We start from the raw sequence: 24,439 nt of genomic DNA, 5'->3' as shown, positions 1-24,439 counted from the left end.
GTACAACTCGTAGTAGTCCCATCTCGGACTTACACAGAATTCGTGACAGGCTCCCAGCGACAGCAGCACAGGCCGACGCCAAGAGCGCTGCGGCCACAGCAGTCATTCATGTGCTCGCCGAACAAGCCACCCTCGACGGCACCAGTGACGCGCCAGGCTACCTACGCGGATTCGGGATTCTGCCGGCCGAGTCGGTACGCGAGGTCGCCAAGACCGCCACGCCCAAGCCGCTCACAGTGCCCAGCGGTGAGGCGCCCGATCCCGGATATCGGCCCTCGGCGAAGACCAAGGAATTCCTGGCGTGGCGTGACTTGACGTGCCGCTGGCCGGGCTGCGACAAGCCGGTCGAGAAGTCCGATGTCGATCACACGGTGCCGTACCCATTGGGTTCGACGCATCCGTCGAACACCAAGCACTACTGCCGGATCCACCATCTGCTCAAGACATTCTGCGGGTGGACCGACCGGCAGTTGCCCGACGGCACGATCCTGCTGACGTCCCCGACCGGGCACACCTACACCAGCGAAGCGCACGGCGCGGCGATGTTTCCCGCCTTGGCCCGGCCGACCGGCGAACTCGACTTGCCGCCCTATGTGGTCGATCAGAACCCGGACCGAATGGCAATGATGCCGCGGCGTAAACAAACCCGCGCCCAGGACCGCCAAGACCGCATCAACGCCGAACGACGTGAACGCACCGAATTCATCGCCGAAGAAGAACGACAACACCAAGCCTGGCTCGCCGCCAACTACCAGCCACCACCCTTCTAGCCGGAAGTGGTGATGTGAAAGTCGCGATCGTCGGGTCGGCTCAGCATGGCGGTCATCGTCTTGCGGTCGTATGGCCACAGGTCGACGTTGCCCTCGTCGGTGAGATACCAAGAGTTGCAACCGGTATTCCACACGGTGGGCCCCAACGCGGCAGTGACGTCGTCGTTGAACTTCGCGGTGGCTTCCTCGGTCACCTCGACGGTGTCGATCTCGCCATCGCGGAACTTCCGCAGCCAATGCGTGATGTACCGGGCCGTCAGCTCTGACGAATACTGCAGAGACACCGAACCCGTGGGTGAGTTGGGGCCTAGCACCGTAAAGAGATTGGGGAAACCAGGGATCGCCGTCATCCGATATCCCCGTGGGCTCTTGGCCCACGCGTCGTCGATCGAGACACCGTCGCGCCCGCGCAGGTCCATCGGGCGCATGTAGTTGTGCGCCTCGAATCCCGTGGCCAACACCAGCAGGTCGACGTCGATCTCACGGCCGTCCTCCAGCCGAATGCCCTGCGGCGTCACCCGCTCGATCGGCGTGGTGACCAGCTCTGCGTTCCCCGCACGGATCGCGCCATAGTACGAACTCGACACGACCTGCCGTTTGCAGAAGGGCTGGTAGTCCGGCGTGAGACTGTCGCGCAGTTCGCGATCGCGAATCTGTATGCGCAGACACAGTCGCGCGTAACTCTGTGCCAGTCGGCGCTGCACGGTCGGTCGCAGCGCGATGTCGGTCAAAATGCGCGAGCCTCTGAGCAATGCGCCGTAGAGCCGACGATGCAACGCGGGCGCCTTTCGCAGCAACGAGCCCACCACCGTCGGCTGGGACAGCCCCATCGGCGCCCAGATCACCCATTGCGGGGTCCGCACGAAGTGTGTGATGTGGCCGGCGCCGGCCTGGAGTGCAGACACGATCTGCACCCCGGTCGAGCCGTTGCCGATGACGGCGATCCGTCGCCCATCAGTGGCTACACCGTCGCCCCACCGCGCGGTGTGGACGACGTCGCCCGTAAAACTCTCCAGGCCGGGAATGTCGGGGGTGAACGGGTGATGGAGCACACCGGTCGCCGATATCAGAAAGTCCGCTTCCAACTCCGTACCATCGGAAGTCGTTACTTGCCAGGATGATCCGGTGAACACCGCTGACCGAACTTCCGAATCGAGCCTGAGGTGTGGGTCGAGCCCGAACTGCTCGACGACGTCGCGAAGGTACCGCTGAATCTCCTCGCCGGATGCGAACAGCCCCGACCAGTCCGGCTTCGGTGCGAACGAGAACTGGTACAGCTGCGACGGGACATCGCAGGTGAGGCCGGGATAGCGGTTCCAGTGCCACACACCGCCGACGTCGGAACCCTTCTCCAGGATCGTGAACTCGTGAAAACCGGCCCGCTGCAACGTCACCGCGGTGGCGATGCCCGCAATGCCCGCGCCGATGATGACAACCCGAGGTTCGCGCGTCATTGGCGGGCCTGCGCTGCGATCGTCTGCTCATAGGCGGCGCGGACATCGTCCTGCACCGACGTCAGCGCCCTGCGATCCCCGATCAGCTTGCGGCCCAGGCGCATCACCGGCTCCGGTGCCGTCGCATTCACCAGATCCCATCCCGCCAGATACCGGGGCACGGTGATTTCGGCGCGCCGACTGCGGACACTGCCGACAATCGCACGTGCGACGTCAGCGGCGTCGACCGTCGGCATCCCGTGGCCGAGTGGCACGCCCGACGCGAGCCGCGTCCGCACCGCACTCGGCAGCACCGCGCTCACGCTGACACCGGTACTCCGGTATTCCTCTCGGACCGCAGCGGACAGCCCTACGGCCGCGAACTTGCTGGCGTTGTAGACCGCCAATCCCGGGACGACCAGCTTGCCTGCCATCGACGCCACGTTGACCACATGTCCTCGGCCGCGCTCGATCATGTGCGGCATGACGGCTCTCATACCCTGAATCAGGCCCCACACGTTCACATCGAGCGTCGTTCTGCTGATCGCGTCGTTCTCGGAGAGGAAGTCGCCCAGCGGCATCACGCCGGCGTTGTTGATGAGGATGTCGATGCGGCCGTATCGGTCCATCACCGTGCCGACGAAAGCCCCGAACGATTCGCGCGAGGTGACGTCGACGACGAGTGCGTCGGCCGCGTCCGCCGGGTCGAGGTCCCCGACGCATACCACTGCGCCACGCGCGGCGAAGAGATCGGCGGTCGCCTTGCCGATTCCGCGGGCTCCGCCCGTCACGGCGACGACGGCGCCGCGCAGCGCGATCTTGGGATAGGGCATACCGTGCTCCCTCCATTAAGAAACCGACGGTATCCAGAGTCCAAGAGTATGTCAATGCGATACGATGGCGCCGTGCCTCGGATGACTCGCGCCGAAAGCCAGGCCCAGACCAGGATGCAGCTCCTCAAGACCGCCAGGCAGCTCTTCTTCGAGGACGGCTATCACCCGACATCGCTGGAAAAGGTCGCCGACGCCGCGGGTTTCTCGAAGGGCGCGGTCTACTCGAACTTCCGGAACAAGGACGAGCTGTGCATCGCCGTGCTCGACGAGGTCCGCGGAGAGCGTCTCGGCGAGATTCTCGACATCATGGCCAAGCCGGAGGCCGCCTCCCGCGTCGAGGGACTGCAGGCGTGGGCCGAGCGCGTCATCGGCGATTCGGCCTGGACGTCCTTGGAAGTCGAGTTCGCTGCACACGCCCGTCACAACGAGCAGCTGCGCAACGAACTCGCGTCTCGACTCAACGGCATACTCCAAATGCTCACCGGGGCAGCAGAATCCGCTGGCAGCACTACGCCGGCACTGCCAGGCGGCGAAACGGCCACCGTGATGCTTGCGCTCGGAGTCGGCCTCGGATTGCTTCGCTCCATCGACCCGTCGCTGCCGGTAGACGGTCTCGCCGACGTCCTTCAGCTCGTGAGTGGCCAAACCTGAAGTAATGGCCGTGTTTCTGGCATGCTGTGGGCATGACTGAGCCGCAGTTCGGTGGCAACGAATATGGAAGCCAGCCGACGCCGCCGCCCCCGCCGCAGCCTGGCTACCCACCGCCGCCGCAGGCTGGCTATCCGCCGCCGGGCGGCCAGTATCCGCAGGCCTACATGGACCCGAGCGCGCCCTTCGGCAGGCACCCGATGACCGGTGAGCCCTACTCCGACAAATCCAAGGTCGTCGCGGGCCTGCTGCAGCTGCTCGGTCTCTTCGGGCTCGTGGGCATCGGCCGCATGTACATCGGCCAGACCGGGCTCGGCGTCGCCCAGCTGATCGTCGGCCTGGTGACCTGCGGTATCGGCGCCGTGATCTGGGGGATCATCGACGCGATCCTCATGCTGACCGACAAGGTGCGCGATCCGCAGGGCCGACCGTTGCGCGATGGCACCTGATACGACCAGCACGACCCCCAACCGCGGGCGGCTCTACACCGCCCTCGGCACGGGTGCCGCGGCGGTGGGTGCGCTGGCCTACATCGGCATCGCCGACCCCCACCGGCCGAACTTTCTGTTCCCGGCGTGCCCCTTCCAGGCGGCGACGGGTCTCTTCTGTCCGGGCTGCGGCGGCCTGCGCATGGTCCACGACGTCCTGAACGGCGACCTGTCCGCTGCCGTCGTCGACAACGTCGTCGCCTTGATCGGCTTGCCGCTTCTGCTGATATGGGTGCTGCTGCGGCGCCAAAGTGGACGCCCATGGCTGACGCCGGTCTCCGGCGCCGTCATCGTCGTGGTCGCCGTCGCGTGGACCGTGGTCCGGAATCTCCCCGGATTCCCGCTGGTACCGACGCTTCTCGACGGGTAACAAGCGCGCTGCGCTGATACAATCGGACTTCGGGCCGGTGCAGTCCCGGGACATGATTTCCCAGGACTGCGGAGGGTTTTTCCTCGATGCTCTACTCGGCATTTCCCGAGCCCCAGGGGCTCTACGACCCGAATAACGAGTCTGACTCCTGCGGCGTCGCCATGATCACCGACATCCAAGGCCGCCGGTCGCACGCCATCGTCGTCGACGGATTGGTCGCCCTGGAACATCTCGAACACCGTGGCGCCGCGGGCGCCGAACCCAACAGCGGCGACGGTGCGGGCATCCTCATCCAGCTGCCCGTCGAACTGCTGCGCGAGGTCGTCGACTTCGAGCTGCCGACGCCGACGGCCGGAGGCGCCAACACCTTCGCCGCCGGCATCTGTTTCCTGCCGCAGGATGCCGCCGACAGGGCCGCCGCACGCGCCGACGTCGAAGCCATCGCCGCCGAAGAGGGGCTCACCGTGCTCGGCTGGCGTGAGGTCCCCACCGATCCGGACGGAGCCGAGGTCGGGGCGACGGCGCTCGGCTGTATGCCGCACATGGAGCAGCTGTTCGTCGCCTCGCCGCAGCACCTCGGTGGGATCGATCTCGACCGTCACGTCTACCCGCTGCGCAAGCGCGCCGAGCGTAACGGCGTGTACTTTCCTTCGCTGTCCAGCCGCACCATGGTGTACAAGGGCATGCTCACCACAATGCAACTGCCCCAATACTTTCCGGATCTTCGCGACAAACGGTGCTGCAGCGCGATCGCGATTGTGCACAGCCGGTTTTCGACGAACACGTTCCCGTCCTGGCCGCTGGCGCATCCCTTCCGCTTCGTCGCGCACAACGGTGAGATCAACACCGTGCGCGGCAACCGCAACCGGATGCACGCGCGCGAGGCGATGCTCGCCAGCGCCAAGATTCCAGGTGACCTGTCCCGGCTCTCACCGATCTGCACACCCGGGGCCTCCGATTCGGCGTCGTTCGACGAAGTCCTCGAACTCCTGCATCTGGGTGGGCGCACCCTGCCCCACGCCGTGCTCATGATGATCCCCGAGGCGTGGGAGAACAACACCACCATGGAGCCCGCCGAGCGGGCGTTCTGGCAGTTCCACGCGTCCCTGATGGAGCCGTGGGACGGGCCCGCGTGCGTCACGTTCACCGACGGCACGCTCGTCGGAGCTGTGTTGGACCGCAACGGTTTACGACCAGGACGCTGGTGGCGCACCCTGGATGACCGCCTCATCCTCGCCAGTGAGAGCGGTGTGCTCGACGTGCCGTCCGCGCACATCGTCGCCAAGGGCCGGCTGCAGCCCGGCAAGATGCTCCTCATCGACACCGCCGCCGGCCGCATCGTGGGCGACGACGAGATCAAGGAGTCCCTCGCCGGGCAGGAGCCCTACGGCGAGTGGTTGCACTCCGGACTGCTCGACATCAAGACCCTTGCCGACCGCGTCCGTTTCCAGCCGAACCACGAAACCGTCGTGCGCAGGCAGATCGCCTTCGGTTACACCGAAGAAGACCTGCGCATTCTGCTCAGCCCGATGGCCGCCTCGGGCGCTGAGCCGTTGGGCTCCATGGGCACCGACACTCCGACTGCCGTGCTGTCGCAGCGGTCCCGGCTGCTCTACGACTACTTCGTCGAACTCTTCGCGCAGGTGACCAACCCGCCGCTGGACGCGATCCGCGAGGAGGTCGTCACGTCGATGGCCCGCATCATGGGGCCGGAGCAGAACCTCCTCGAGCCGACCGCGGCGTCGTGCCGCCAGATCGTGCTGCGGTGGCCGGTTCTCGACAACGACGAGCTCAACAAGATCGTTCACATCAACGACGACGGCGAGTACGGCGGGCTGAGGACCGCGGTCCTCAAGGCGCTCTACGACGTCGAGCGCGGCGGTGACGGCCTGGCCGACGCGCTGGAGGACCTGCGCCTTCGGGCATGTGACGCCATCGCCAAAGGTGCGCGCACCCTGGTCATCTCCGACCGCGACTCCGACCACACGAGGGCGCCGATACCGTCGTTGCTCGCGGTCTCGGCCGTCCACCATCACCTCGTCCGCACAAAGCAGCGCACGACGGTCGCCCTGGTGGTGGAGAGCGGAGACGCCCGCGAGGTTCACCACATCGCGATGCTCATCGGTTTCGGCGCCGCCGCGGTCAATCCGTATCTGGCGTTCGAGTCGATCGAAGACCTCGTCCGTGAAGGTGAGCTCACCGGCATCGAACCCGCTGCGGCGGTGCGTAACTACCTCAAGGCCCTCGGCAAGGGCGTCATGAAGGTGATGAGCAAGATGGGCATCTCGACCGTCGCCTCCTATACCGCGGCGCAGGCTTTCGAGGCGGTCGGCATCGACAAGCACGTCATCGATCAGTACTTCACCGGTACGCCCAGCCAACTCGGCGGTGTCGGATTGGACGTGCTCGCCGAGGAAGTCAAGGTCCGGCATCGGCGTGCGTATCCGGAGAACCCGACCGAGCGGGTGCACCGGCGGCTCGAGGTCGGCGGTGAATACGCGTTCCGCCGCGAGGGCGAACTGCACCTGTTCACCCCGGAAGTGGTGTTCCTGCTGCAGCATTCGACCCGCACCGGTCGCCACGACATCTTCAAACAGTATTCCGATGAGGTGAACCGCCTCTCCAGGGAAGGCGGCACGCTGCGTGGTCTGTTCAGTTTCAAGAAGCTGAGGCCCCCGGTGCCGCTGGACGAGGTCGAATCGGTCGACTCCATCGTCACCCGATTCAACACCGGCGCGATGAGCTACGGCTCCATCTCCGCGGAAGCGCACGAGACCATGGCCATCGCCATGAACAACCTCGGTGGCCGCTCCAACTCAGGTGAGGGCGGCGAGGACACCGACCGCCTCTATGACCCCCGGCGTCGCAGCGCCGTGAAACAGGTCGCCTCGGGCCGGTTCGGCGTCACCAGCGACTATTTGGTCAACGGCACCGATATCCAGATCAAGATGGCACAGGGCGCCAAACCCGGCGAGGGCGGACAACTCCCGGGTTACAAGGTGTATCCGAACATCGCGAAGACGCGGCACTCGACACCGGGAGTCGGGTTGATCTCGCCGCCGCCGCACCACGACATCTACTCGATCGAGGACCTGGCTCAGCTGATCCACGATCTCAAGAACGCCAACGCCGACGCCCGCATCCACGTCAAGCTCGTCAGTAGCGTCGGCGTGGGCACGGTCGCGGCGGGTGTCTCCAAGGCGCACGCAGACGTGGTGCTGATCTCCGGGTATGACGGCGGCACCGGTGCCGCGCCGCTCACGAGCCTCAAGCATGCGGGCATGCCGTGGGAGATCGGGTTGGCCGATACCCAGCAGACGCTGATGCTCAACGGTCTGCGCGACCGCATCACCGTGCAGTGCGACGGTGGAATGCGCACCGCGCGTGATGTCGTTGTCGCGGCGCTGCTCGGCGCCGAGGAATACGGGTTCGCCACTGCGCCGCTTGTGGTTTCGGGCTGCATCATGATGCGGGTCTGTCATCTCGACACCTGCCCGGTGGGCGTCGCGACCCAGAACCCAGAGCTGCGGGCGCGATTCAACGGCAAGCCGGAGTTCGTCGAGAACTATTTCCGGTTCATCGCCGAGGACATCCGTCGCTACCTCGCCGAACTCGGTTTCCGCAGTATCGACGAGGCGGTGGGTCATGCCGAGATGCTGGACACCGACGAAGGCGTCGCCCATTGGAAGAGCAAGGGTCTGGACCTGGCGCCGGTGTTCGCGGTCGCCCGCGGGCGGGATGGCGGGGAAGACACGGAGCCGAGCGGAGCGCGCCGCCGCATCAGGGGGCAGGAGCACGGCCTCGAACAAGCGTTGGACCGCACGATCATCCAGCTCGCCGAGGGTGCGCTGGAAGACGCGCATCCGGTGCGGCTCGAACTGCCGGTGCGTAACGTCAACCGCACCGTCGGCACGCTGCTCGGGTCCGAGGTCACCCGACGCTATGGCGCCGCGGGCCTGCCCGACAACACGATTCACATCACGTTGACCGGCTCCGCGGGACAGTCCGTCGGGGCCTTCCTGCCGCCGGGAATCACGCTGGAGCTGATCGGCGACGCCAACGACTATGTGGGCAAGGGGCTGTCCGGCGGACGGGTCGTCGTCAGGCCGCCGGACGACGTGCTGTTCCTGCCCGAGGACAACGTCATCGCGGGCAATACCCTGCTGTTCGGCGCCACGTCGGGCGAACTGTATCTGCGCGGCCGGGTCGGCGAGCGGTTCGCCGCGCGCAACTCCGGGGCGCTGACCGTCGTGGAGGGTGTCGGCGACCACGCCTGCGAGTACATGACGGGCGGCCGGGTGGTCGTCCTCGGCAAGACGGGCCGCAACATGGCGGCCGGCATGTCCGGCGGCATAGCGTTCGTGCTCGGGCTCGACCCGAAGAAGGTCAACACCGAGATGGTCGAGCTGCAGCGGCTCGAACCCGAGGATCTGACCTGGTTGCGGGACGTCATCGCCACTCACGCCAAGTACACCGGAAGCACGCTGGCCGCCAGTGTGCTGTCCGACTGGCCAAGGCGCAGTGCGCAGTTCACCAAGGTGATGCCCCGCGACTATCAACGGGTCTTGGAGGCCACCTTGGTCGCCAAACGCGAGGGCCGCGATGTCGACACCGCGATCATGGAGGCGAGCCGTGGCTGATCCGACAGGATTTCTCAGGGTCCCCAAGGTCGAAGCCGCGAAGCGGGCGGTCGACGAACGCGTCGGTGACTGGCGCGAGGTCTATGAACAACAGGATCCGCACCAGCGCGCGGGTGAGGTCTCTCAGCAGGCCCGCCGATGCATGGACTGCGGAATCCCGTTCTGCCACTCTGGAAGTGCGGGCTGCCCGTTGGGCAACCTCATCCCGGAATGGAATGACCTGGTGCGGCGCGGCCGCTGGGACGCGGCGAGTGACCGTCTGCACGCGACGAACAACTTCCCGGAGTTCACCGGACGGCTGTGCCCGGCGCCGTGCGAAGCGGCGTGTGTCCTCTCCATCGGAGAGGAGCAGACGGGCGGCAGCGTCACGATCAAGCGCATCGAACAGACCATCGCCGACCAGGCCTGGATGGACGGCGTCGTCGAACCTCAGCCCGCGGCCATCGCGACGGGTAGGCGAGTGGCTGTCGTCGGATCGGGTCCCGCCGGACTCGCTGCGGCACAACAGCTCACGCGTGCCGGTCACGATGTCACCGTGTACGAGCGTGACGACCGGATCGGCGGTTTGATGCGCTACGGCATCCCGGAATACAAGCTCGAGAAGGCCACGCTGAACCAGCGGCTGGCCCAGATGCGGGCGGAGGGAACGCGGTTCGTCACCGAGTGTGAAGTCGGCGTCGACGTGCCCGTCGAGCGCCTGCGGGCCCAGTACGACGCTGTGGTGCTGGCGGTCGGCGCGCTGCGGGCACGCGACAGCGACGCGCAGGGCCGATCGCTCAAGGGCGTGCACCTGGCGATGGACCATTTGGTGCCCGCGAACAAGGAGTGTGAAGGCGACGGTCCGAGCCCGGTCTCCGCCGAGGGCAAGCACGTCGTGATCATCGGCGGCGGTGACACCGGCGCGGACTGCCTGGGCACCGCCCATCGTCAGGGGGCGAAGTCCGTGACCCAGCTGGACTACAATCCGGAGCCGCCGGAGGCGCGCGACGAGTCACGCTCGCCGTGGCCGATGTGGCCGGTCGTGCTGCGCACCCGCCTTTCGCCTGCACACGCCGAAGGTGGCGACCGCCGGTACGAAGTGGCAGTTCAACGCTTCCTCGGTGACGACCAGGGGAATCTGCGTGCCATCGAGATCGCGGAGGTGAAGGTCGAACGGGACGCCGAGGGGCGTCGGGTGATCACGCCCGTCGGTGACTCCTTGGAACTTCCGTGTGAGTTGGCCCTGCTGGCGATCGGCTTCGATGGTGTCGAGCACATGCCGCTGCTGGACGGGCTCGGTCTCGAACTCAACCGTCGCGGAGCGCTGCCCTGCGGATCGGACTGGCAGACAGACGCGCCCGGAGTGTTCGTATGTGGCGATGCTCACCGTGGTGCCTCACTGATCGTGTGGGCCATTGCCGAAGGCCGCAGCGCCGCTCATGCCGTGGACAAATACCTGATGGGGGAGTCGGATCTGCCCGCACCGGTGATCCCGGGCGCAGTGCCTCTGGCCAGCCTGTAGCCGGTGTCTGAATCGATTAACGACTATGCTCGCAGGCGTGAATAGACGCGGAAAGATCGTCTGCACCCTAGGTCCGGCCACCGCTTCCGATGAAGCTGTCAAGGCACTGGTCGAGGCCGGCATGGACGTCGCACGGCTCAACTTCAGCCACGGCGATTACTCCGATCACGAAGCCAACTACAAGCGCGTTCGCGCAGCATCCGATGCCACTGGGCGCGCCGTCGGCATCCTCGCCGACCTGCAGGGTCCGAAGATCCGCCTCGGCAGGTTCGCGGCGGGGCCCACCTACTGGGCCGAGGGTGAGACCGTGCGGATCACGGTCGACGACTGCGAAGGCACCCACGACCGGGTGTCGACGACCTACAAGCGGCTCGCGGAGGACGCCACCGAGGGCGACCGGGTGCTCGTCGACGACGGAAACGTCGGTCTGGTCGTCGACCAGATCGACGGTAACGACGTGGTGTGCATCGTCACCGAGGGCGGCGCGGTCAGCAACAACAAGGGGATGTCGCTCCCCGGCATGAACGTGTCGGCCCCCGCACTGTCGGAGAAGGACATCGAGGACCTGGAGTTCGCGCTTCAGATCGGCGTCGACCTGGTCGCGCTGTCGTTCGTCCGTTCACCCGCCGATATCGAACTCGTGCACGAGATCATGGATCGCGTCGGCCGGCGGGTGCCCGTCATCGCCAAGCTCGAGAAGCCCGAGGCCATCGACAACCTCGAAGCCATCGTGCTGGCTTTTGACGCGATCATGGTGGCCCGCGGCGACCTGGGTGTCGAACTACCTCTGGAAGAGGTCCCGCTGGTGCAGAAGCGGGCCATCCAAATGGCAAGGGAGAACGCCAAACCCGTCATCGTCGCGACTCAGATGCTCGAGTCGATGATCGAGAATTCCCGGCCGACCCGCGCCGAGGCGTCGGACGTCGCGAACGCGGTGCTCGACGGCGCGGACGCCGTGATGCTGTCGGGCGAAACCTCGGTGGGCAAGTACCCGCTGGAGGTCGTCAAGACGATGGCCCGCATCGTCAAGGCGGTCGAGGAGAACTCGGTCGTCGTCCCGCCGCTCACCCACGTGCCCCGCACCAAACGTGGCGTCATCTCCTATGCGGCGCGCGATATCGGCGAGCGTCTGGACGCCAAGGCGCTGGTCGCCTACACGCAGTCCGGTGACACGGTCCGCCGGCTCGCACGGTTGCACACCCCACTGCCGCTGCTGGCGTTCACGTCGCTGCCCGAGGTCCGCAGCCAGCTCGCGCTGAGCTGGGGCACCGAGACGTTCATCGTTCCGCACATCCAAACCACCGACGGCATGATCAAGCAGGTCGACAAGTCGCTACTCGAACTCGGCCGTTACAAGCGGGGCGACCTGGTGGTCATCATCGCCGGCGCTCCACCGGGCACAGTAGGCTCCACGAATCTGATCCACGTGCACCGGATCGGGGAGGACGACGTCTAGTCGCACGGAAAGGGGGCCCAGTGTCAACGGCAGATTTGGATGAGCTGCTGGCGATACTGGACCTCCGTCAGACCGGCGACGACACCTACGTCGGTTCGCACCCGAGCAAGAATCCGGTGCGCACATTCGGCGGCCAGATGATGGCGCAGTCGCTGATCGCGGCGACCCGCAGCCTCGAACATGACTTGCCGCCGAGCGCGCTGTCCGTGCATTTCATCGCCGGCGGCGATCCGGAGAAGGACCTCGAATTCCACATCGCGCGACTGCGCGACGAGCGCCGCTTCGCCAATCGCAGGGTCGACGTGATGCAGGACGGCGTGCTGTTGACCAGCGCGATGGTGTCGTATCTGGCCGGTGGCCGCAGCCTGGAACACGGGATCGAGCCGCCTGAGCTGCCGGATCCGTTGACCGTGCCACCGGTCGACGATCTGCTGCGCGGATACGAAGATGTTGTTCCGCATTTCGTGAACGCGCTGCGGCCGATCGACTGGCGCTACACCAACGATCCGACCTGGGTGATGCGCTCCAAGGGGGAGAAGCTCACCTACAACAGGGTCTGGATGAAGGCCCAGGGCCACATGCCCGACGACCCCGCACTGCACGCCGCAGCGCTGGCGTACGCGTCGGACACCACGGTGCTGGACTCGATCATCACCACCCACGGGCTGTCCTGGGGGTTCGACCGGATCTTCGCGGTCACCACCAACCACTCGGTGTGGTTTCACCGCCCGGTGCGGTTCGACGAATGGGTGCTGTATTCGACGTCGTCGCCCGTGGCCGCCGATTCACGGGGCCTCGGCACGGGGCACTTCTTCGACCGGTCGGGTCAGTTGCTGGCGACCGTGGTGCAGGAGGGCATCGTCAAGCACTTCCCGCGCTAGGGCGTCGGGGTGACCGTGATCGAGAACTGGTCCTCGAGGTTCTGGGTGAACTGGTCCGAGCACTCCTGCTGGGCGGCCGGATCCGAGCCGGCTCGGTTCAGGCAGTCGACGAGGTCGGTCCCGCCGACTTCGCCGAATCCCCATATGAACAGCCCGATTACGACGATGGCTTCGATGATGCTGAGGAACCCCAGCACGATTCCGGCGACAGCGACGCCTCCGTTGGTCGCCTCCCCGCGCTTGGCCTTGCCCCACCCGAGGAACCCGAGAATCACTGCGACGACGCCGAGTACGACGCCACCGACGACCGTCAGCAGCGCGATGATCGCAGTCACCAATGCCGCGATTCCCAAACCGTTTTGGGGTGCGGACGGTGGCGGTGCGTACCCGCCGTACGGCGCCTGCTGCGGCGGATAGCTTCCGGGATACCCACCGTAGGACGGTGGTGGGGGTCCGGCCGGCGGGGGCGGGGGTGCCGGCGGGGACGCAGGCGGCGGCGGGGGTGGCGTTTCGGGCTTGTCCGGCTCGCTCATGGTGTCTGAGGTTACTCGCAGGCTCCGAGATTGAGGACGGGACTTGCAAAGTCGGCCGGCAGGTGATGGGTGGCGACGACGACGGTGCGTTCGGCGGGGAACAGCGCGCCGGGGGTCAGCATTTCGATGAGAAGTCGCTCGCCATCGGCGGCGTCGAGGTGTTCGGTGGGTTCGTCGAGCAACAGGGTCGGCATCTTCGACACCAGCGCGCGGGCCAGCAGCAGTCTCCTGCGCTGCCCCGCCGAAACGGCCGCAGCCCCGCCGACGAGGACGGTGGACAGGCCGTCGGGCAGCGCGTCGAGCCAATCGGCGAGCCCCACCCGATGCAGGGCTTCACGGAGCTCGTCGTCGGTCGCATCGCCACGCGCGACAAGGAGGTTGTCGCGAACGGTCGTGGCGAACAGATGTGCATCCTCGGCAAAGAAGGCGGTCTGCGACGGGGTCTCCTCGGGCAGCAGACCCGCGAGGTTCATCAGCAGCGTCGTCTTCCCAGAGCCGCTCGGGCCGGTGACTGCCAGTCTGGCACCGGGTTCGAGGTCGATCTCGGGGACCGTCGGACGGCGCGCGTCGTCGCGGTCCGGGTTGACCAGCACGTGCAGGCGGCGTGCGGCGAGGCGTGAACGCGCCAGCTGGACGCCGGCGGCGGGCAGCGCTGTCGTCGCTTCAAAAGCGGAGAGCGGCAACAGCATCAGTATCGCGACCGTGGTCGGCGCGACGGTCGGCGCCAAGGCGATTCCGCAGACGACGGCACCCAGCACGCTGGCGCCGATGGCCGCGATAGGAGCCGCGGAGGCCAAAGCGGCGGGTGCCGCGGCCCGGTCGATGGCGCGGCCCCAGTCGCGTTGCTGCCGGTCGGCATTGGCCAGCAGCTCGTCGAGCCGACCGCTCACCCGCAGCTCGGGCGCGTGTTCGAGTGCGATCATGGCTGCCGTATCGCGCTGTGAACGATGTTGTACAGCAAGCTGTTCAGCGGCCGCCGCGGCCCGGGCGGTCAACACGGGTGCGACGACGCCCGCAATCAGCAAGCACAACATCAGAACAATGGCGGCCGGGGGAGAGATGACGGCGATGACGACGGTGGCGGCGGTCCCGAGGATGGCCGCGACCGATATCGGGACCGCCGCGCGCACGAGCACATCGGAGAGCTCGTCGACCGATGCGCCGATGTCGCTGACCAGTTCACCGGTATGCCGCCGCAGCACCGCGTCGGCGGGTCCTGCGGCGAGCTGTGCGTACAGTCGCTCCCGGACGTCGGCGGCGGCGCGCAGGGCGGTGTCGTGCGACGCCAGCCGTTCGCAGTAGCCCAGCACCCCGCGCGAGATACCCAGTGCGCGGACCGCCACGGCCGCCACCGTCAGGTGCAGCACCGGCGGCATCTGCCAGGCCCTGGTGATCAGCCATGCCGCCACGCCCGCCAGGGCGAGCGCGCTGCCGAGGGACAGCACCCCGAACAGGATGGCGAGCAGCAGCCGGGGAACCCGCGGGCGCAGCAAGTCAAACATCGACGAGGCTCCCGATCTGCAGGACGCGCTCGCCGATGGCGAGCACCGGTGCGCGGTGGCCGACCACGATCACTGTCGCACCGGCGGCGGCGCGTGTGGTGATGGCGTCGAGCACGCGGTGTTCGGCTTCGGCGTCGAGGTGAGCGGTCGGTTCGTCGAGAAGCAGGACGGGAGCGGCCGATCCGAGCACCCGGGCCAGTCCGAGTCGTTGGCGTTGACCGAGCGAGAGGCCGACGCCGCCGCTGCCCAGCATGGTGTTCAGGCCGTCGGGCAAGTCGGCCAGCACCTCATCGAAACAGGCCATCCGGCAGGCCTTCTCGATATCATCGAGCGGTCCGAAGAGCTCGAGATTCTGCCGCACGGTACCGGGAATGATCGCGGGGCGATGCGCAAGCCACCCGACTTGTGCCCACCAGGCGGGCAGGTCCAGATCGGCCACGTCGATGGCGTCGACGTGAATCCGGCCGGACTCGGGCTCGGTGAGACCCAGAATGGCGTGCAGCAGCGTGGTCTTGCCCGCTCCGTTGGGCCCGGCGATGACGGTCACCCGGCCGGGCTCGACGGTGGCGTCGAGTGCCGTGATGGCGATGGTGGACCCCCTTGTGGCAGATCCGGCCGTCACATGGCGGGTCCCGCCCGCCGACGACGGCAGCGCATCGACGAGACGGAACGCATTGTCGGCGGCTGTCTTTCCGTCCTGTGCGGCGTGATAGGCCGCACCGACGCGGCGCAGTGGCCAGAACACCTCGGGCGCCAGCAGCAGCGCCGTGAGACCCGCAGTCAAGGTCACATCGCCGTAGACCAGTCGCAGCCCCACGCTCACCGCGACGAGCGCGACACCGAGTGTGGCCAGCAATTCGAGCACCAGCGAAGACAGAAAGGCGATGCGCAACGTCGCCATCGTCGAACGACGATGGGCGGCGCCCAATTCGGCGATCCGCGTCGCTGAGCCTCCCACGCGTCGCAGGGCCCGCAGCGTCGGCAGGCCCGCCACCAGATCCAGCAGACGCGATTGCAGCGTGGCCATCGCGCGTAACGCCGCAGCAGAGCGCTCGGAGGTGGTGAGGCCGATCAGGACCATGAAGATCGGAATGAGTGGCAGTGCGATCGAGACGATCAATGCGGATCGCCAGTCGTACCAGGCGATCACGGCGACGGTGGCCGGTGTAAGAAGCACGGCGGCGAGCAGCGCGGGTAGATATGCGGTGAAGTACATCCGCAGGCCGTCGAGGCCCCGGGTGACGAGGATGGCGGCGTCGTCACGGTGCCGCGTGAACTGGCGTGGCGGCAATGCGGTCGTCGCCGCCAGCACCGACCGGCTGATGTCGGCAATCACCTCGCTCGCCCCGCGCTGCGCGAGCCGGCCCTGCCGCCAGGTGACCACTGTCCGGAATGTCCACAGCAGCACAAGAATCGACAGCGGCCCTGCCAGCCGGCTGAGGCTGCGCGCATCCGGATCGGTGATCACGCGGGCCGCGATGTCGGCCAGCACGACCGCGGAGGCGATCGTGGCGCCGGCGATCAGTACGCCGCAGGCGGTCGACGACACGAGAAATCGGCGCATCGCTGTCGATGCACGCCACAGGCGCGGGTCGACAGGCCCGTTCACGTGCGTTGCCGTGACAATCCGACTGAGGCCGGGATGGCATCGGCGGTGATCCTGCGGCGGAACACCCAGTACGTCCACCCCTGGTATCCGACCACCAGTGGCAGCAGCGTCAAGGACGCCCACGACATGATCGCCAGCGTGTACGGCGTCGATGAACCGTTGTAGATCGTCACGTTCCAGTCCGGATTCAGCGTGGACGGCAACAGATTCGGATACATGGTGCCGAACAGCAGCACCACGACCGAGGCGACCACGACCATCGTCGAGGCGAACGCCCAGCCCTCCCGGCGGCGGGTCAGCATCAGTGCCACCGCCGTCAGCAGCGCGATCACGGCGATCCCCAGCGGCAACCATGTCCAAGTCTTGCCGTGCGCCAGTTGCGTCCAGAGTCCGAACCCGCCTGCGAACACGATGGCCGGCAGCGACAACACACGGGCGAAGCGGAATGCGTCGTCGCGCACCGCACCTGCGGTCTTCAATGCCACGAACACCGCACCGTAGAACGCGAACAGCGAGGCCGTCGCCAGCCCGCCGAGAACCGTGTAGCCGCTGAGGACATCGCCGATCGACAGGTGAGCCTGGCCGTCGGCATCAATGGGTAGGCCCCGCACCAGGATCGCGAACGCGACGCCCCACAGGATGGCGGGCAACCAGGATCCGGCCGCGATACCGGCGTCGGCCCATGTGCGCCAACGCGGATCGTTGATCTTGCCGCGCCATTCGATACCGACGACGCGCACGATCATCCCGACCAGGATGGCCAGCAGGGGCAGATACAGCGCCGAGAACATCGTGGCGTACCAGTTCGGGAACGCGGCGAACATCGCTGCGCCAGCGGTGATCAACCAGACCTCATTGGCGTCCCACACCGGACCGATGGTGTTCAGCGCGGCGCGCCTGCGCTGCTCGGGATCCGCGCCGCTGCTCTTGCCCGCCCGCCCGAACGGGGCCATCAGCATGCCGACCCCGAAGTCGAAGCCCTCGAGCAGAACGAAGCCGCCGAACAGGACGGCGATGATGAAGAACCACATCTCTTGTAGGCCCATCACACACTCCTAGTACGCGAAGGACAGGGGAGCGACGTCCTCGTCGTCCGGCGCGGGCGGCGGTACGGGCTCCGAGTCGTGCTCCAGCGGACCCTCGATCACATACCGGCGTAGCAACCAGAACCAGATCACGCCGAGTGCGCCGTACAGCAGCGTGAAGACGGTCAGTGAGAGCACCACCATGCCCGTCGCATGGCTGGATACGCCCTCCTGCACCGTCATTCGCACCAGTTGATCCCCGGTGGGGTTGGGCACCACCACCCAGGGTTGCCTGCCCATCTCGGTGAAGATCCAGCCCGCCGAGTTGGCCAGGAACGGTGTCGGCAGAGTGATCAACGCGAACCGGCTGAACCACCGTTGGTCGGGTATTCGGCCACGCCGTGTCAGCCATAGCGCGGCGAGCGCGAACACGACGGGCACGAGCAGGAGTCCGATCATGGCCCGGAACGCCCAGTAGGTCACGAACAGGTTGGGTCGGTAGTCGCCTGGGCCGAACTTCTGCTGGTATTCCTGCTGCAGATCGTTGACGCCTTCAAGGGTGACACCGCTGAACCTCGACTCCGCAAGGAAGGGCAGCACGTAGGGCACCTCGATGAGGTGGGTGACGCTGTCGCAGTTGTTGTGGGTGCCGACGGTCAGGATCGAGAAGTCGGGATCGGTTTCGGTGTGGCACAACGACTCTGCGGACGCCATCTTCATGGGTTGTTGGACGAACATCAGCTTGCCCTGGAAGTCTCCGGTGAAGAACAAGCCGCCCGCCGCCACCAGCGCGACGAGGCTGGCTGCGATGGTCGCGGGCCGGTACATGGTGCGTGCCTCTTCGGTTTCGTCCGCACGCTTGACCGACCGCACCATCAGCCAGGCACTCACCGCGGCGACGAAAACGGCTGCGGTGAGGAACGCTCCGGCCACGGCGTGCAGGAAGGCCCAGATCGCCGTGTTGTTGGTCAGCAGCGCGCCGAAGTCGACCAGTTCGGCGCGTCCGGTCTCCGGATTGTATTTGGCGCCAACGGGATGCTGCATGAACGAGTTCGCCGCGATGATGAAGTAGGCCGAGGCGTTGACCGCGAATGCGACGATCCAGATGCATGCCAGGTGGACGAGACGCGGTAGGCGGGTCCAGCCGAAGATCCACAGGCCGATGAACGTCGATTCGAAGAAGAACGCGATCAGTCCCTCGAACGCCAGGGGCGCGCCGAAGATATCGCCGACGAAGCGCGAGTATTCACTCCAGTTCATTCCGAACTGGAATTCCTGCACGATGCCGGTTGCGACGCCGAGCGCGAAATTGATCAGGAACAGCTTGCCGAAGAACCGGGTCAGCCGGTACCACGCGGGATTGCCGGTGACGACCCACGCCGTCTGCATGGCGGCGATGAGCGGAGCCAGCCCGATGGTGAGGGGGACGAGTATGAAGTGGTAGACGGTGGTCGTTCCGAACTGCCACCGCGACACATCGAGTGCGTCCATGCGAACCTCTCCCGTGGCTGTTCCGTCAGCCTACGACAGAGCGTAGTAGAAATCAGTGTGCGTTAGCTCACCGGCGCTTCTGTCGAAGGTGCAGGCGCGGCGCCGCCGAGGCCCTTGGAGGCTTTCCGAATGGCGAATGCCGTGCCGATCTCGGCTGCGCCGAGGAAAATCAGGATGATGCCGGTGACCTGGGTGACGGCGACCAGCCCCTCCATGGGCCACGCGAACATGATGATGCCCGCGATCAGACCCAGCACGCCGATGAAGATTTCCCAAATGCGTCCCGGCAGGGTGGGGTCCGAGACCGCCGACATCAGCGTCGCGACGCCGCGGAAGATGAAGCCGATGCCGATCCAGATGGCCAGCAGCTCGATCGAGTTCGAGAAGTTGATGAAACAGAGGACGGCCAGCACCAGTGCCGCCGCGCCGCCGATGAACAACAGGACTCTGCCGCCGAGGGACGACTTCAGACTGAACGCCATGACGACTTGCGAGATGCCGGTGACGAGAAGATAAGCGCCGAAGAAAATGGCGGTGACGAAGATCGCTGCCGCGGGCCGCCACAGGACCAGGACCCCGAGAATCAGCACCAGGATTCCGGTGGCCAGTGCCGACTTCCAAAGGTGCGGCAGCATGCTTGGTCGAGCAGGACTTTCCATGCGCGAAGTTTCGCATAAAGGCAATACCGAGGCCTGGATATTCCCCGTTCCGTATGCAAATCGTGTCATTGGAGCACTACGGAATTCGTCGGCCGTTCGTGTTCCCCTGCCGCCTGCGTACGTCTCTATTACTGTTCCCCTACCGGCGCTTCTCGCTGGATCAACGAGGCAGAAAGTAGAGAAAACCGTGCTACGTGAGTGTCAAGACCGCCGAGGGAAACTTCTGCGTATCGCGGGTGTGTTTGCTGCGACTGGCGCACTGCTCCTCTCGGGGTGCGCGAGCGGTACCAACACCAGCGAAAGTGAGACCGGCAGCCCGACGGCCGCCGCCGATAAGGTCGAGGAGATCGCGAACACCGTTCCAGAGGCGATCAAAGAGTCCGGCAAGCTGATCGTCGGCGTCAACATTCCTTACGCGCCGAACGAATTCAAGGATCCCAGCGGCAAGATCGTCGGCTTCGACGTCGATCTGATGAATGCGATAGCCGGAACTCTGGGGCTGGAAGCCGAGTACCGCGAATCGGACTTTGCCAAGATCATTCCATCGATTCAGGGCGGCACATACAACGTCGGGATGTCGTCATTCACCGACACCAAAGAGCGCGAGGAATCGGTCGACTTCGTCACGTATTTCAGTGCGGGCATTCTCTGGGCGCAACGGCCCGGCTCGCCGATCGATCCGAACAACGCGTGCGGCAAGAAGGTTGCGGTGCAGGCCACCACGACCGAGGAGACCGAGGAGCTGCCGGCCAAGAGCAAGGCATGCGTCGACGCGGGCAAGCCGCCGATCGAGATCGTGTCGTTCGACGGGCAGGATGCCGCAACCAACGCCGTGGTGCTCGGTCAGGTGGACGCCATGTCGGCCGACTCGCCCGTGACGTCGTACGCGATCAAGCAGAGCAACGGCAAGCTGGAGGCCGCAGGCGAGATCTTCGACTCCGCGCCCTACGGGTGGCCGGTTCAGAAGGGTTCGCCGCTGGCGCAGTCCCTGCAGAAGGCGCTCGAGCATCTGATCGAGTCGGGTAAGTACGAGGAGATCGCCAAGAACTGGGGCGTCGAGAACGGGATGATCGACAAGCCAGTTATCAACGGCGCCATCAACTAGAGGTCCCAAATGACTGATGTCGACACGTCGCCACCCAGTGCTCCGGCCGCAATCGATGCTATACCTCTGCGTCATCCGTGGCGGTGGGTGGCGGCGGTCGTCATCATCATTCTCGTCGCGCTGTTTCTCTATGGCGCGGCCACGAATCCGGCATACCGCTGGAGTGTCTACATGCAGTACCTGTTCAACGAGCGGGTGTTGTCCGTCGGTGTACTCAACACGCTGCAATTGACCCTCTACTCGATGGTGCTGGCGATCGTGCTGGGCGTCGTGCTGGCGGTGATGCGACTTTCTGCGAACCCCATCTTCCAGGCGGTGTCGTGGGTGTACCTGTGGATTTTCCGCGGCACGCCGATCTACGTTCAGCTCGTCTTCTGGGGCCTGATCCCGACGATCTACCAGAACATCCGGCTCGGGGTGCCCTTCGGGCCGGCGTTCTTCGAGCTCAATCTGCAGGTGCTGTCGATCCCGTTCCTGCTGGCGATCCTCGGTCTGGCACTCAACGAGGCGGCCTACATGGCCGAGATCATCCGCGCCGGAATCAGTTCCGTGCCAGAGGGACAGATGGAAGCGTCGACCGCGTTGGGCATGTCGTGGGGGATGGCGATGTGGCGCACGGTGTTGCCGCAAGCGATGCGCGTGATCATTCCGCCGACCGGCAACGAGGTGATCAGCATGCTCAAGACGACGTCGCTGGTGACCGCCGTGCCGTTCACGCTCGACCTGTACGGCATCACGTCCCGTGAAATCGCCGCGCGGACCTTCGAGCCCGTGCCGCTGCTGCTCGTCGCGGCGACCTGGTATCTGGTGATCACGAGCATCCTGATGGTCGGGCAGTACTACCTGGAGAGACACTTCGCCCGCGGCGCGTCCCGCAAGTTGACGACCAAACAGCTCGAGGCGCTTGCCAAAGCACAGGGACTGGCGGGAGAGGCGCATCCATGACCCCGATGGTCAAGGCCGAATCGGTCTGCAAAAGCTTTGGCGCGCTGGAAGTTCTGAAGGGCATCACTCTCGAGATCGGCAAGAGCGAGGTGCTGGTCATGGTCGGCCCGTCCGGCTCCGGCAAGTCGACGTTCCTTCGGTGCATCAACCATCTCGAGCAGGTCAATGCCGGCCGGCTCTATGTCGACGGTGAGTTGATCGGCTACCGCGACAAAGGCTCGAAGCTGTACGAGATGTCGCCCCGTGACGCCGCAAAGCAGCGCCGCGAAATCGGAATGGTGTTCCAGCACTTCAACCTGTTCCCGCATCGCACCGCGCTGGAGAACGTCATCGAGGCACCCATCCACGTCAAGCGCCTCAAGAAGGCCGAGGCGCTGGCGCGGGGCAAGGATCTGCTCAGACAGGTTGGGCTGTCGGAGAAAGCCGACGCCTATCCGGCTCAACTCTCCGGAGGACAGCAGCAGCGGGTCGCGATTGCCCGTGCCCTGGCGATGAGCCCCAAGCTGATGTTGTTCGACGAGCCCACCTCGGCACTGGACCCCGAGCTGGTCGGTGAGGTTCTCGAGGTAATGAAAAAGCTTGCCGCCGAGGGGATGACGATGGTGGTGGTGACCCATGAGATGGGCTTCGCCCGCGAGGTCGCCAATCATCTGGTGTTCATGGACGGCGGTGTGGTGGTCGAAAGCGGGCCGCCTCGTGAGGTGCTGAGCAATCCCCAACACGAACGGACGAAGGCGTTCCTGTCAAAGGTGCTGTAATGCCGGCGGCGAGCCAACCGGATCCGGCCACGCCGCTATGGCGGGCAGCCCAGGTTTTCCGTCTGCTCAGTTGTATTTACGCACTGGGCTTTCAAATCGCGGTCAACGGCGAACTGGACCGTCCGGCGATCGGCTGGACGCTGTTCGCGGTGCTGCTCGCATGGAGTGCGATGTGCGCGTTTGCATATCTGCGTGGCTTCGGCAGGCGCGCGTCCTGGGTGGTGGCCGAGATCGTCGTCGTCGTCGCGCTGATACTGTCCACCGAGTTCGTCGCCTCCGAGCAGTGGGCGTTCGCCAACCAGTCGTGGCCGACCACGCTGTGGGCGACCAATGCCACGATCTCTGCGGCCATCCTGTCCGGACCGATCGCCGGAATGCTGGCCGGGGTCGCGGTGATGATCGCCAGCACCATCGTTAAGGGCTTCATCAATTACGACCTGGGTCGCAACGCGACAATCGTGATCGAGCTCGCGGTCGGACTCGCGGTCGGCATGGCGGCACAGACGGCACGGCGTGCGCACGCCGAACTCGAACAGGCCGCGCGGCTGGCCGCCTCGCACCAAGAACGGGAGAGGTTGTCGCGCCAGGTGCACGACGGCGCCATCCAGGTGCTGGCGCTGGTATCCCGTCGCGGCCGCGAAATCGGCGGAGCCACAGCCGAATTAGCTGAGCTGGCGGGCGAGCAGGAGCGCGCCCTGCGCCGACTCGTCAGCTCGGCCGACACCGAGACGCCGGCCGGGGAGATGACCGACGTCGGCGCACTGTTGCGTAAACGGGCCTCGGACGTGGTGTCGGTGAGTGTGCCCGCCGAACCAGTGCTGCTGGATACGGCCACGGCGGGCGAGCTGTACGGCGCCGCCGCGAACGCGTTGGACAACGTGACTGCACACGCCGGCCCAGACGCCCGCGCCTACGTCCTGCTCGAGGACCTCGGCGACTCGGTGACGGTCAGCATCCGCGACGACGGCGTCGGAATCACGAAGGGCAGGCTGGAGCAAGCGGTCGGGGAGGGCCGCGTCGGGGTGGCCAAATCGATTGTCGGACGGATGAATTGGTTGGGTGGAAGCGCGACGCTCACCACCTCGCCGGGATGTGGGACGGAATGGGAGCTGACAGTACCCCGACGGTGATGGTGGTCGACGACCATCCGATCTGGCGGGACGCGGTGGCCCGGGATCTCGCCGAGGACGGATTCACCGTCGTCGCCACCGCGGACGGTGTGGCGGCGGCGCGTCGCCGGGCCGCCGTCGTGCTCCCGGATGTCGTCGTGATGGACATGCGACTATCCGACGGCGACGGCGCGCAGGCGACCGCGGAGGTGCTTGCGGTCTCGCCGTCTTCGCGAATCCTGGTGCTCTCGGCGTCCGACGAGCGGGAAGACGTGCTGGAAGCGGTAAAGGCCGGTGCGACAGGCTATCTCGTGAAGAGTGCCTCGAAGCAGGAACTCGGTGATGCGGTGCGCGCCACCGCGGAGGGCCGGGCCGTCTTCACTCCGGGACTGGCGGGTTTGGTCCTCGGCGAGTACCGGCGAATCGCGGCGAGCCCAGAAGCAGGGCCAGCCACCCCGAGCCTCACCGAACGGGAGACCGAGATCTTGCGGCACGTCGCGAAGGGACTGACCGCGAAGCAGATCGCCACCCGACTCTCGTTGAGCCACCGGACTGTCGAGAACCACGTCCAGGCCACGTTCCGCAAGCTCCAGGTCGCGAATCGGGTCGAATTGGCCCGGTACGCGATCGAACACGGCCTGGACGAGTAGTCCTACTCATCCGAAAGCGGTGATCCGGCTGCC

At 66.0% G+C, this 24,439-nt stretch carries 21 protein-coding genes; 13 read left to right on the top strand and 8 right to left on the bottom strand.

The genetic code is table 11. The features are described from left to right. The coding region (locus tag M1248_RS26540) for an HNH endonuclease signature motif containing protein (RefSeq protein WP_317150203.1) at positions 1-770 on the top strand (770 nt) is incomplete at its 5' end. Here M1248_RS26540 and M1248_RS26535 read toward each other — a convergent pair. Further along, on the bottom strand, positions 767-2,224 hold the full coding sequence (locus M1248_RS26535) for an NAD(P)/FAD-dependent oxidoreductase (RefSeq protein ID WP_317150202.1): 1,458 nt from the start codon (positions 2,222-2,224) through the stop codon (positions 767-769). The genes M1248_RS26540 and M1248_RS26535 overlap by 4 nt on opposite strands. After that, positions 2,221-3,036, bottom strand: a complete 816-nt coding sequence (locus tag M1248_RS26530; protein ID WP_163729207.1) for an SDR family oxidoreductase — start codon at positions 3,034-3,036, stop codon at positions 2,221-2,223. The genes M1248_RS26535 and M1248_RS26530 overlap by 4 nt, the downstream gene beginning before the upstream one ends. Before the next feature lie 81 nt (positions 3,037-3,117). Between M1248_RS26530 and M1248_RS26525 the strand changes: the two genes are divergently transcribed. From M1248_RS26525 to M1248_RS26495, 7 genes are all read left to right on the top strand, one after another. Beyond that, positions 3,118-3,687, top strand: coding sequence for a TetR/AcrR family transcriptional regulator (locus M1248_RS26525; protein WP_317150206.1), 570 nt, complete (start codon positions 3,118-3,120; stop codon positions 3,685-3,687). Positions 3,688-3,719: 32 nt separating this feature from the next. After that, the gene (locus M1248_RS26520) at positions 3,720-4,133 is read left to right on the top strand and encodes an NINE protein (RefSeq protein WP_163729203.1); all 414 of its coding nucleotides are present in this window, start codon (positions 3,720-3,722) and stop codon (positions 4,131-4,133) included. Beyond that, complete coding sequence (locus M1248_RS26515; RefSeq protein WP_317150201.1) at positions 4,123-4,542, top strand: DUF2752 domain-containing protein; 420 nt, start codon at positions 4,123-4,125, stop codon at positions 4,540-4,542. Before M1248_RS26520 ends, M1248_RS26515 begins: the two co-directional genes overlap by 11 nt. 86 nt (positions 4,543-4,628) lie before the next feature. Continuing rightward, the gene (gene gltB, locus M1248_RS26510; RefSeq protein ID WP_317150200.1) at positions 4,629-9,182 is read left to right on the top strand and encodes a glutamate synthase large subunit; all 4,554 of its coding nucleotides are present in this window, start codon (positions 4,629-4,631) and stop codon (positions 9,180-9,182) included. Continuing rightward, positions 9,175-10,683 carry a glutamate synthase subunit beta gene (locus M1248_RS26505; protein ID WP_317150199.1) on the top strand — a complete coding sequence of 503 codons (1,509 nt, stop codon included), beginning with the start codon at positions 9,175-9,177 and terminating at the stop codon, positions 10,681-10,683. The genes gltB and M1248_RS26505 overlap by 8 nt, the downstream gene beginning before the upstream one ends. A 37-nt stretch (positions 10,684-10,720) precedes the next feature. Further along, the gene (pyk, locus tag M1248_RS26500) at positions 10,721-12,139 is read left to right on the top strand and encodes a pyruvate kinase (RefSeq protein ID WP_163729195.1); all 1,419 of its coding nucleotides are present in this window, start codon (positions 10,721-10,723) and stop codon (positions 12,137-12,139) included. Between the two features lie 20 nt (positions 12,140-12,159). Next, the gene (locus M1248_RS26495) at positions 12,160-13,020 is read left to right on the top strand and encodes an acyl-CoA thioesterase (protein WP_163729193.1); all 861 of its coding nucleotides are present in this window, start codon (positions 12,160-12,162) and stop codon (positions 13,018-13,020) included. Here M1248_RS26495 and M1248_RS26490 read toward each other — a convergent pair. From M1248_RS26490 to M1248_RS26465, 6 genes are all read right to left on the bottom strand, one after another. After that, positions 13,017-13,553, bottom strand: a complete 537-nt coding sequence (locus M1248_RS26490; RefSeq protein ID WP_317150198.1) for a DUF4190 domain-containing protein — start codon at positions 13,551-13,553, stop codon at positions 13,017-13,019. The two genes, M1248_RS26495 and M1248_RS26490, sit on opposite strands and share 4 nt — an antisense overlap. Positions 13,554-13,564: 11 nt before the next feature. Beyond that, a complete protein-coding gene (locus tag M1248_RS26485) occupies positions 13,565-15,055 on the bottom strand; it encodes an ATP-binding cassette domain-containing protein (RefSeq protein WP_317150197.1) in 1,491 nt (496 codons plus the stop codon). Further along, the gene (gene cydD / locus M1248_RS26480) at positions 15,048-16,619 is read right to left on the bottom strand and encodes a thiol reductant ABC exporter subunit CydD (protein ID WP_317150196.1); all 1,572 of its coding nucleotides are present in this window, start codon (positions 16,617-16,619) and stop codon (positions 15,048-15,050) included. Before cydD ends, M1248_RS26485 begins: the two co-directional genes overlap by 8 nt. A 41-nt stretch (positions 16,620-16,660) precedes the next feature. After that, positions 16,661-17,710 carry a cytochrome d ubiquinol oxidase subunit II gene (gene cydB / locus M1248_RS26475; protein ID WP_163729182.1) on the bottom strand — a complete coding sequence of 350 codons (1,050 nt, stop codon included), beginning with the start codon at positions 17,708-17,710 and terminating at the stop codon, positions 16,661-16,663. Between the two features lie 9 nt (positions 17,711-17,719). Further along, positions 17,720-19,180, bottom strand: a complete 1,461-nt coding sequence (locus tag M1248_RS26470) for a cytochrome ubiquinol oxidase subunit I (protein WP_317150195.1) — start codon at positions 19,178-19,180, stop codon at positions 17,720-17,722. A gap of 62 nt (positions 19,181-19,242) precedes the next feature. Continuing rightward, positions 19,243-19,839, bottom strand: coding sequence for an HdeD family acid-resistance protein (locus tag M1248_RS26465; RefSeq protein ID WP_317150194.1), 597 nt, complete (start codon positions 19,837-19,839; stop codon positions 19,243-19,245). A 187-nt stretch (positions 19,840-20,026) separates the two neighbouring features. On the opposite strand from M1248_RS26465, the gene M1248_RS26460 reads away from it, so the two are divergent. From M1248_RS26460 to M1248_RS26440, 5 genes are read left to right on the top strand one after another with little or no spacing between them, the layout of a single operon-like run. Continuing rightward, positions 20,027-20,944: an ABC transporter substrate-binding protein gene (locus M1248_RS26460; protein WP_163729171.1), complete on the top strand. Its 918-nt coding sequence runs from the start codon at positions 20,027-20,029 to the stop codon at positions 20,942-20,944. Between the two features lie 9 nt (positions 20,945-20,953). Beyond that, positions 20,954-21,889: an amino acid ABC transporter permease gene (locus M1248_RS26455; protein ID WP_163729168.1), complete on the top strand. Its 936-nt coding sequence runs from the start codon at positions 20,954-20,956 to the stop codon at positions 21,887-21,889. Then, positions 21,886-22,647 (top strand): amino acid ABC transporter ATP-binding protein, encoded by a 762-nt coding sequence (locus M1248_RS26450; RefSeq protein ID WP_317150193.1) that lies wholly within the window; start codon positions 21,886-21,888, stop codon positions 22,645-22,647. Before M1248_RS26455 ends, M1248_RS26450 begins: the two co-directional genes overlap by 4 nt. Further along, the gene (gene macS, locus M1248_RS26445) at positions 22,647-23,777 is read left to right on the top strand and encodes a MacS family sensor histidine kinase (RefSeq protein WP_317150192.1); all 1,131 of its coding nucleotides are present in this window, start codon (positions 22,647-22,649) and stop codon (positions 23,775-23,777) included. Before M1248_RS26450 ends, macS begins: the two co-directional genes overlap by 1 nt. After that, on the top strand, positions 23,750-24,406 hold the full coding sequence (locus M1248_RS26440; protein ID WP_278220024.1) for a response regulator: 657 nt from the start codon (positions 23,750-23,752) through the stop codon (positions 24,404-24,406). Before macS ends, M1248_RS26440 begins: the two co-directional genes overlap by 28 nt. Positions 24,407-24,439 lie beyond the last annotated feature (33 nt).

Origin of the sequence: Mycobacterium sp. 29Ha (assembly GCF_032883055.1) — a bacterium.
GTDB classification, from domain to species: domain Bacteria; phylum Actinomycetota; class Actinomycetes; order Mycobacteriales; family Mycobacteriaceae; genus Mycobacterium; species Mycobacterium gallinarum.
This window is presented reverse-complemented; position numbering and strand designations above follow the sequence as displayed.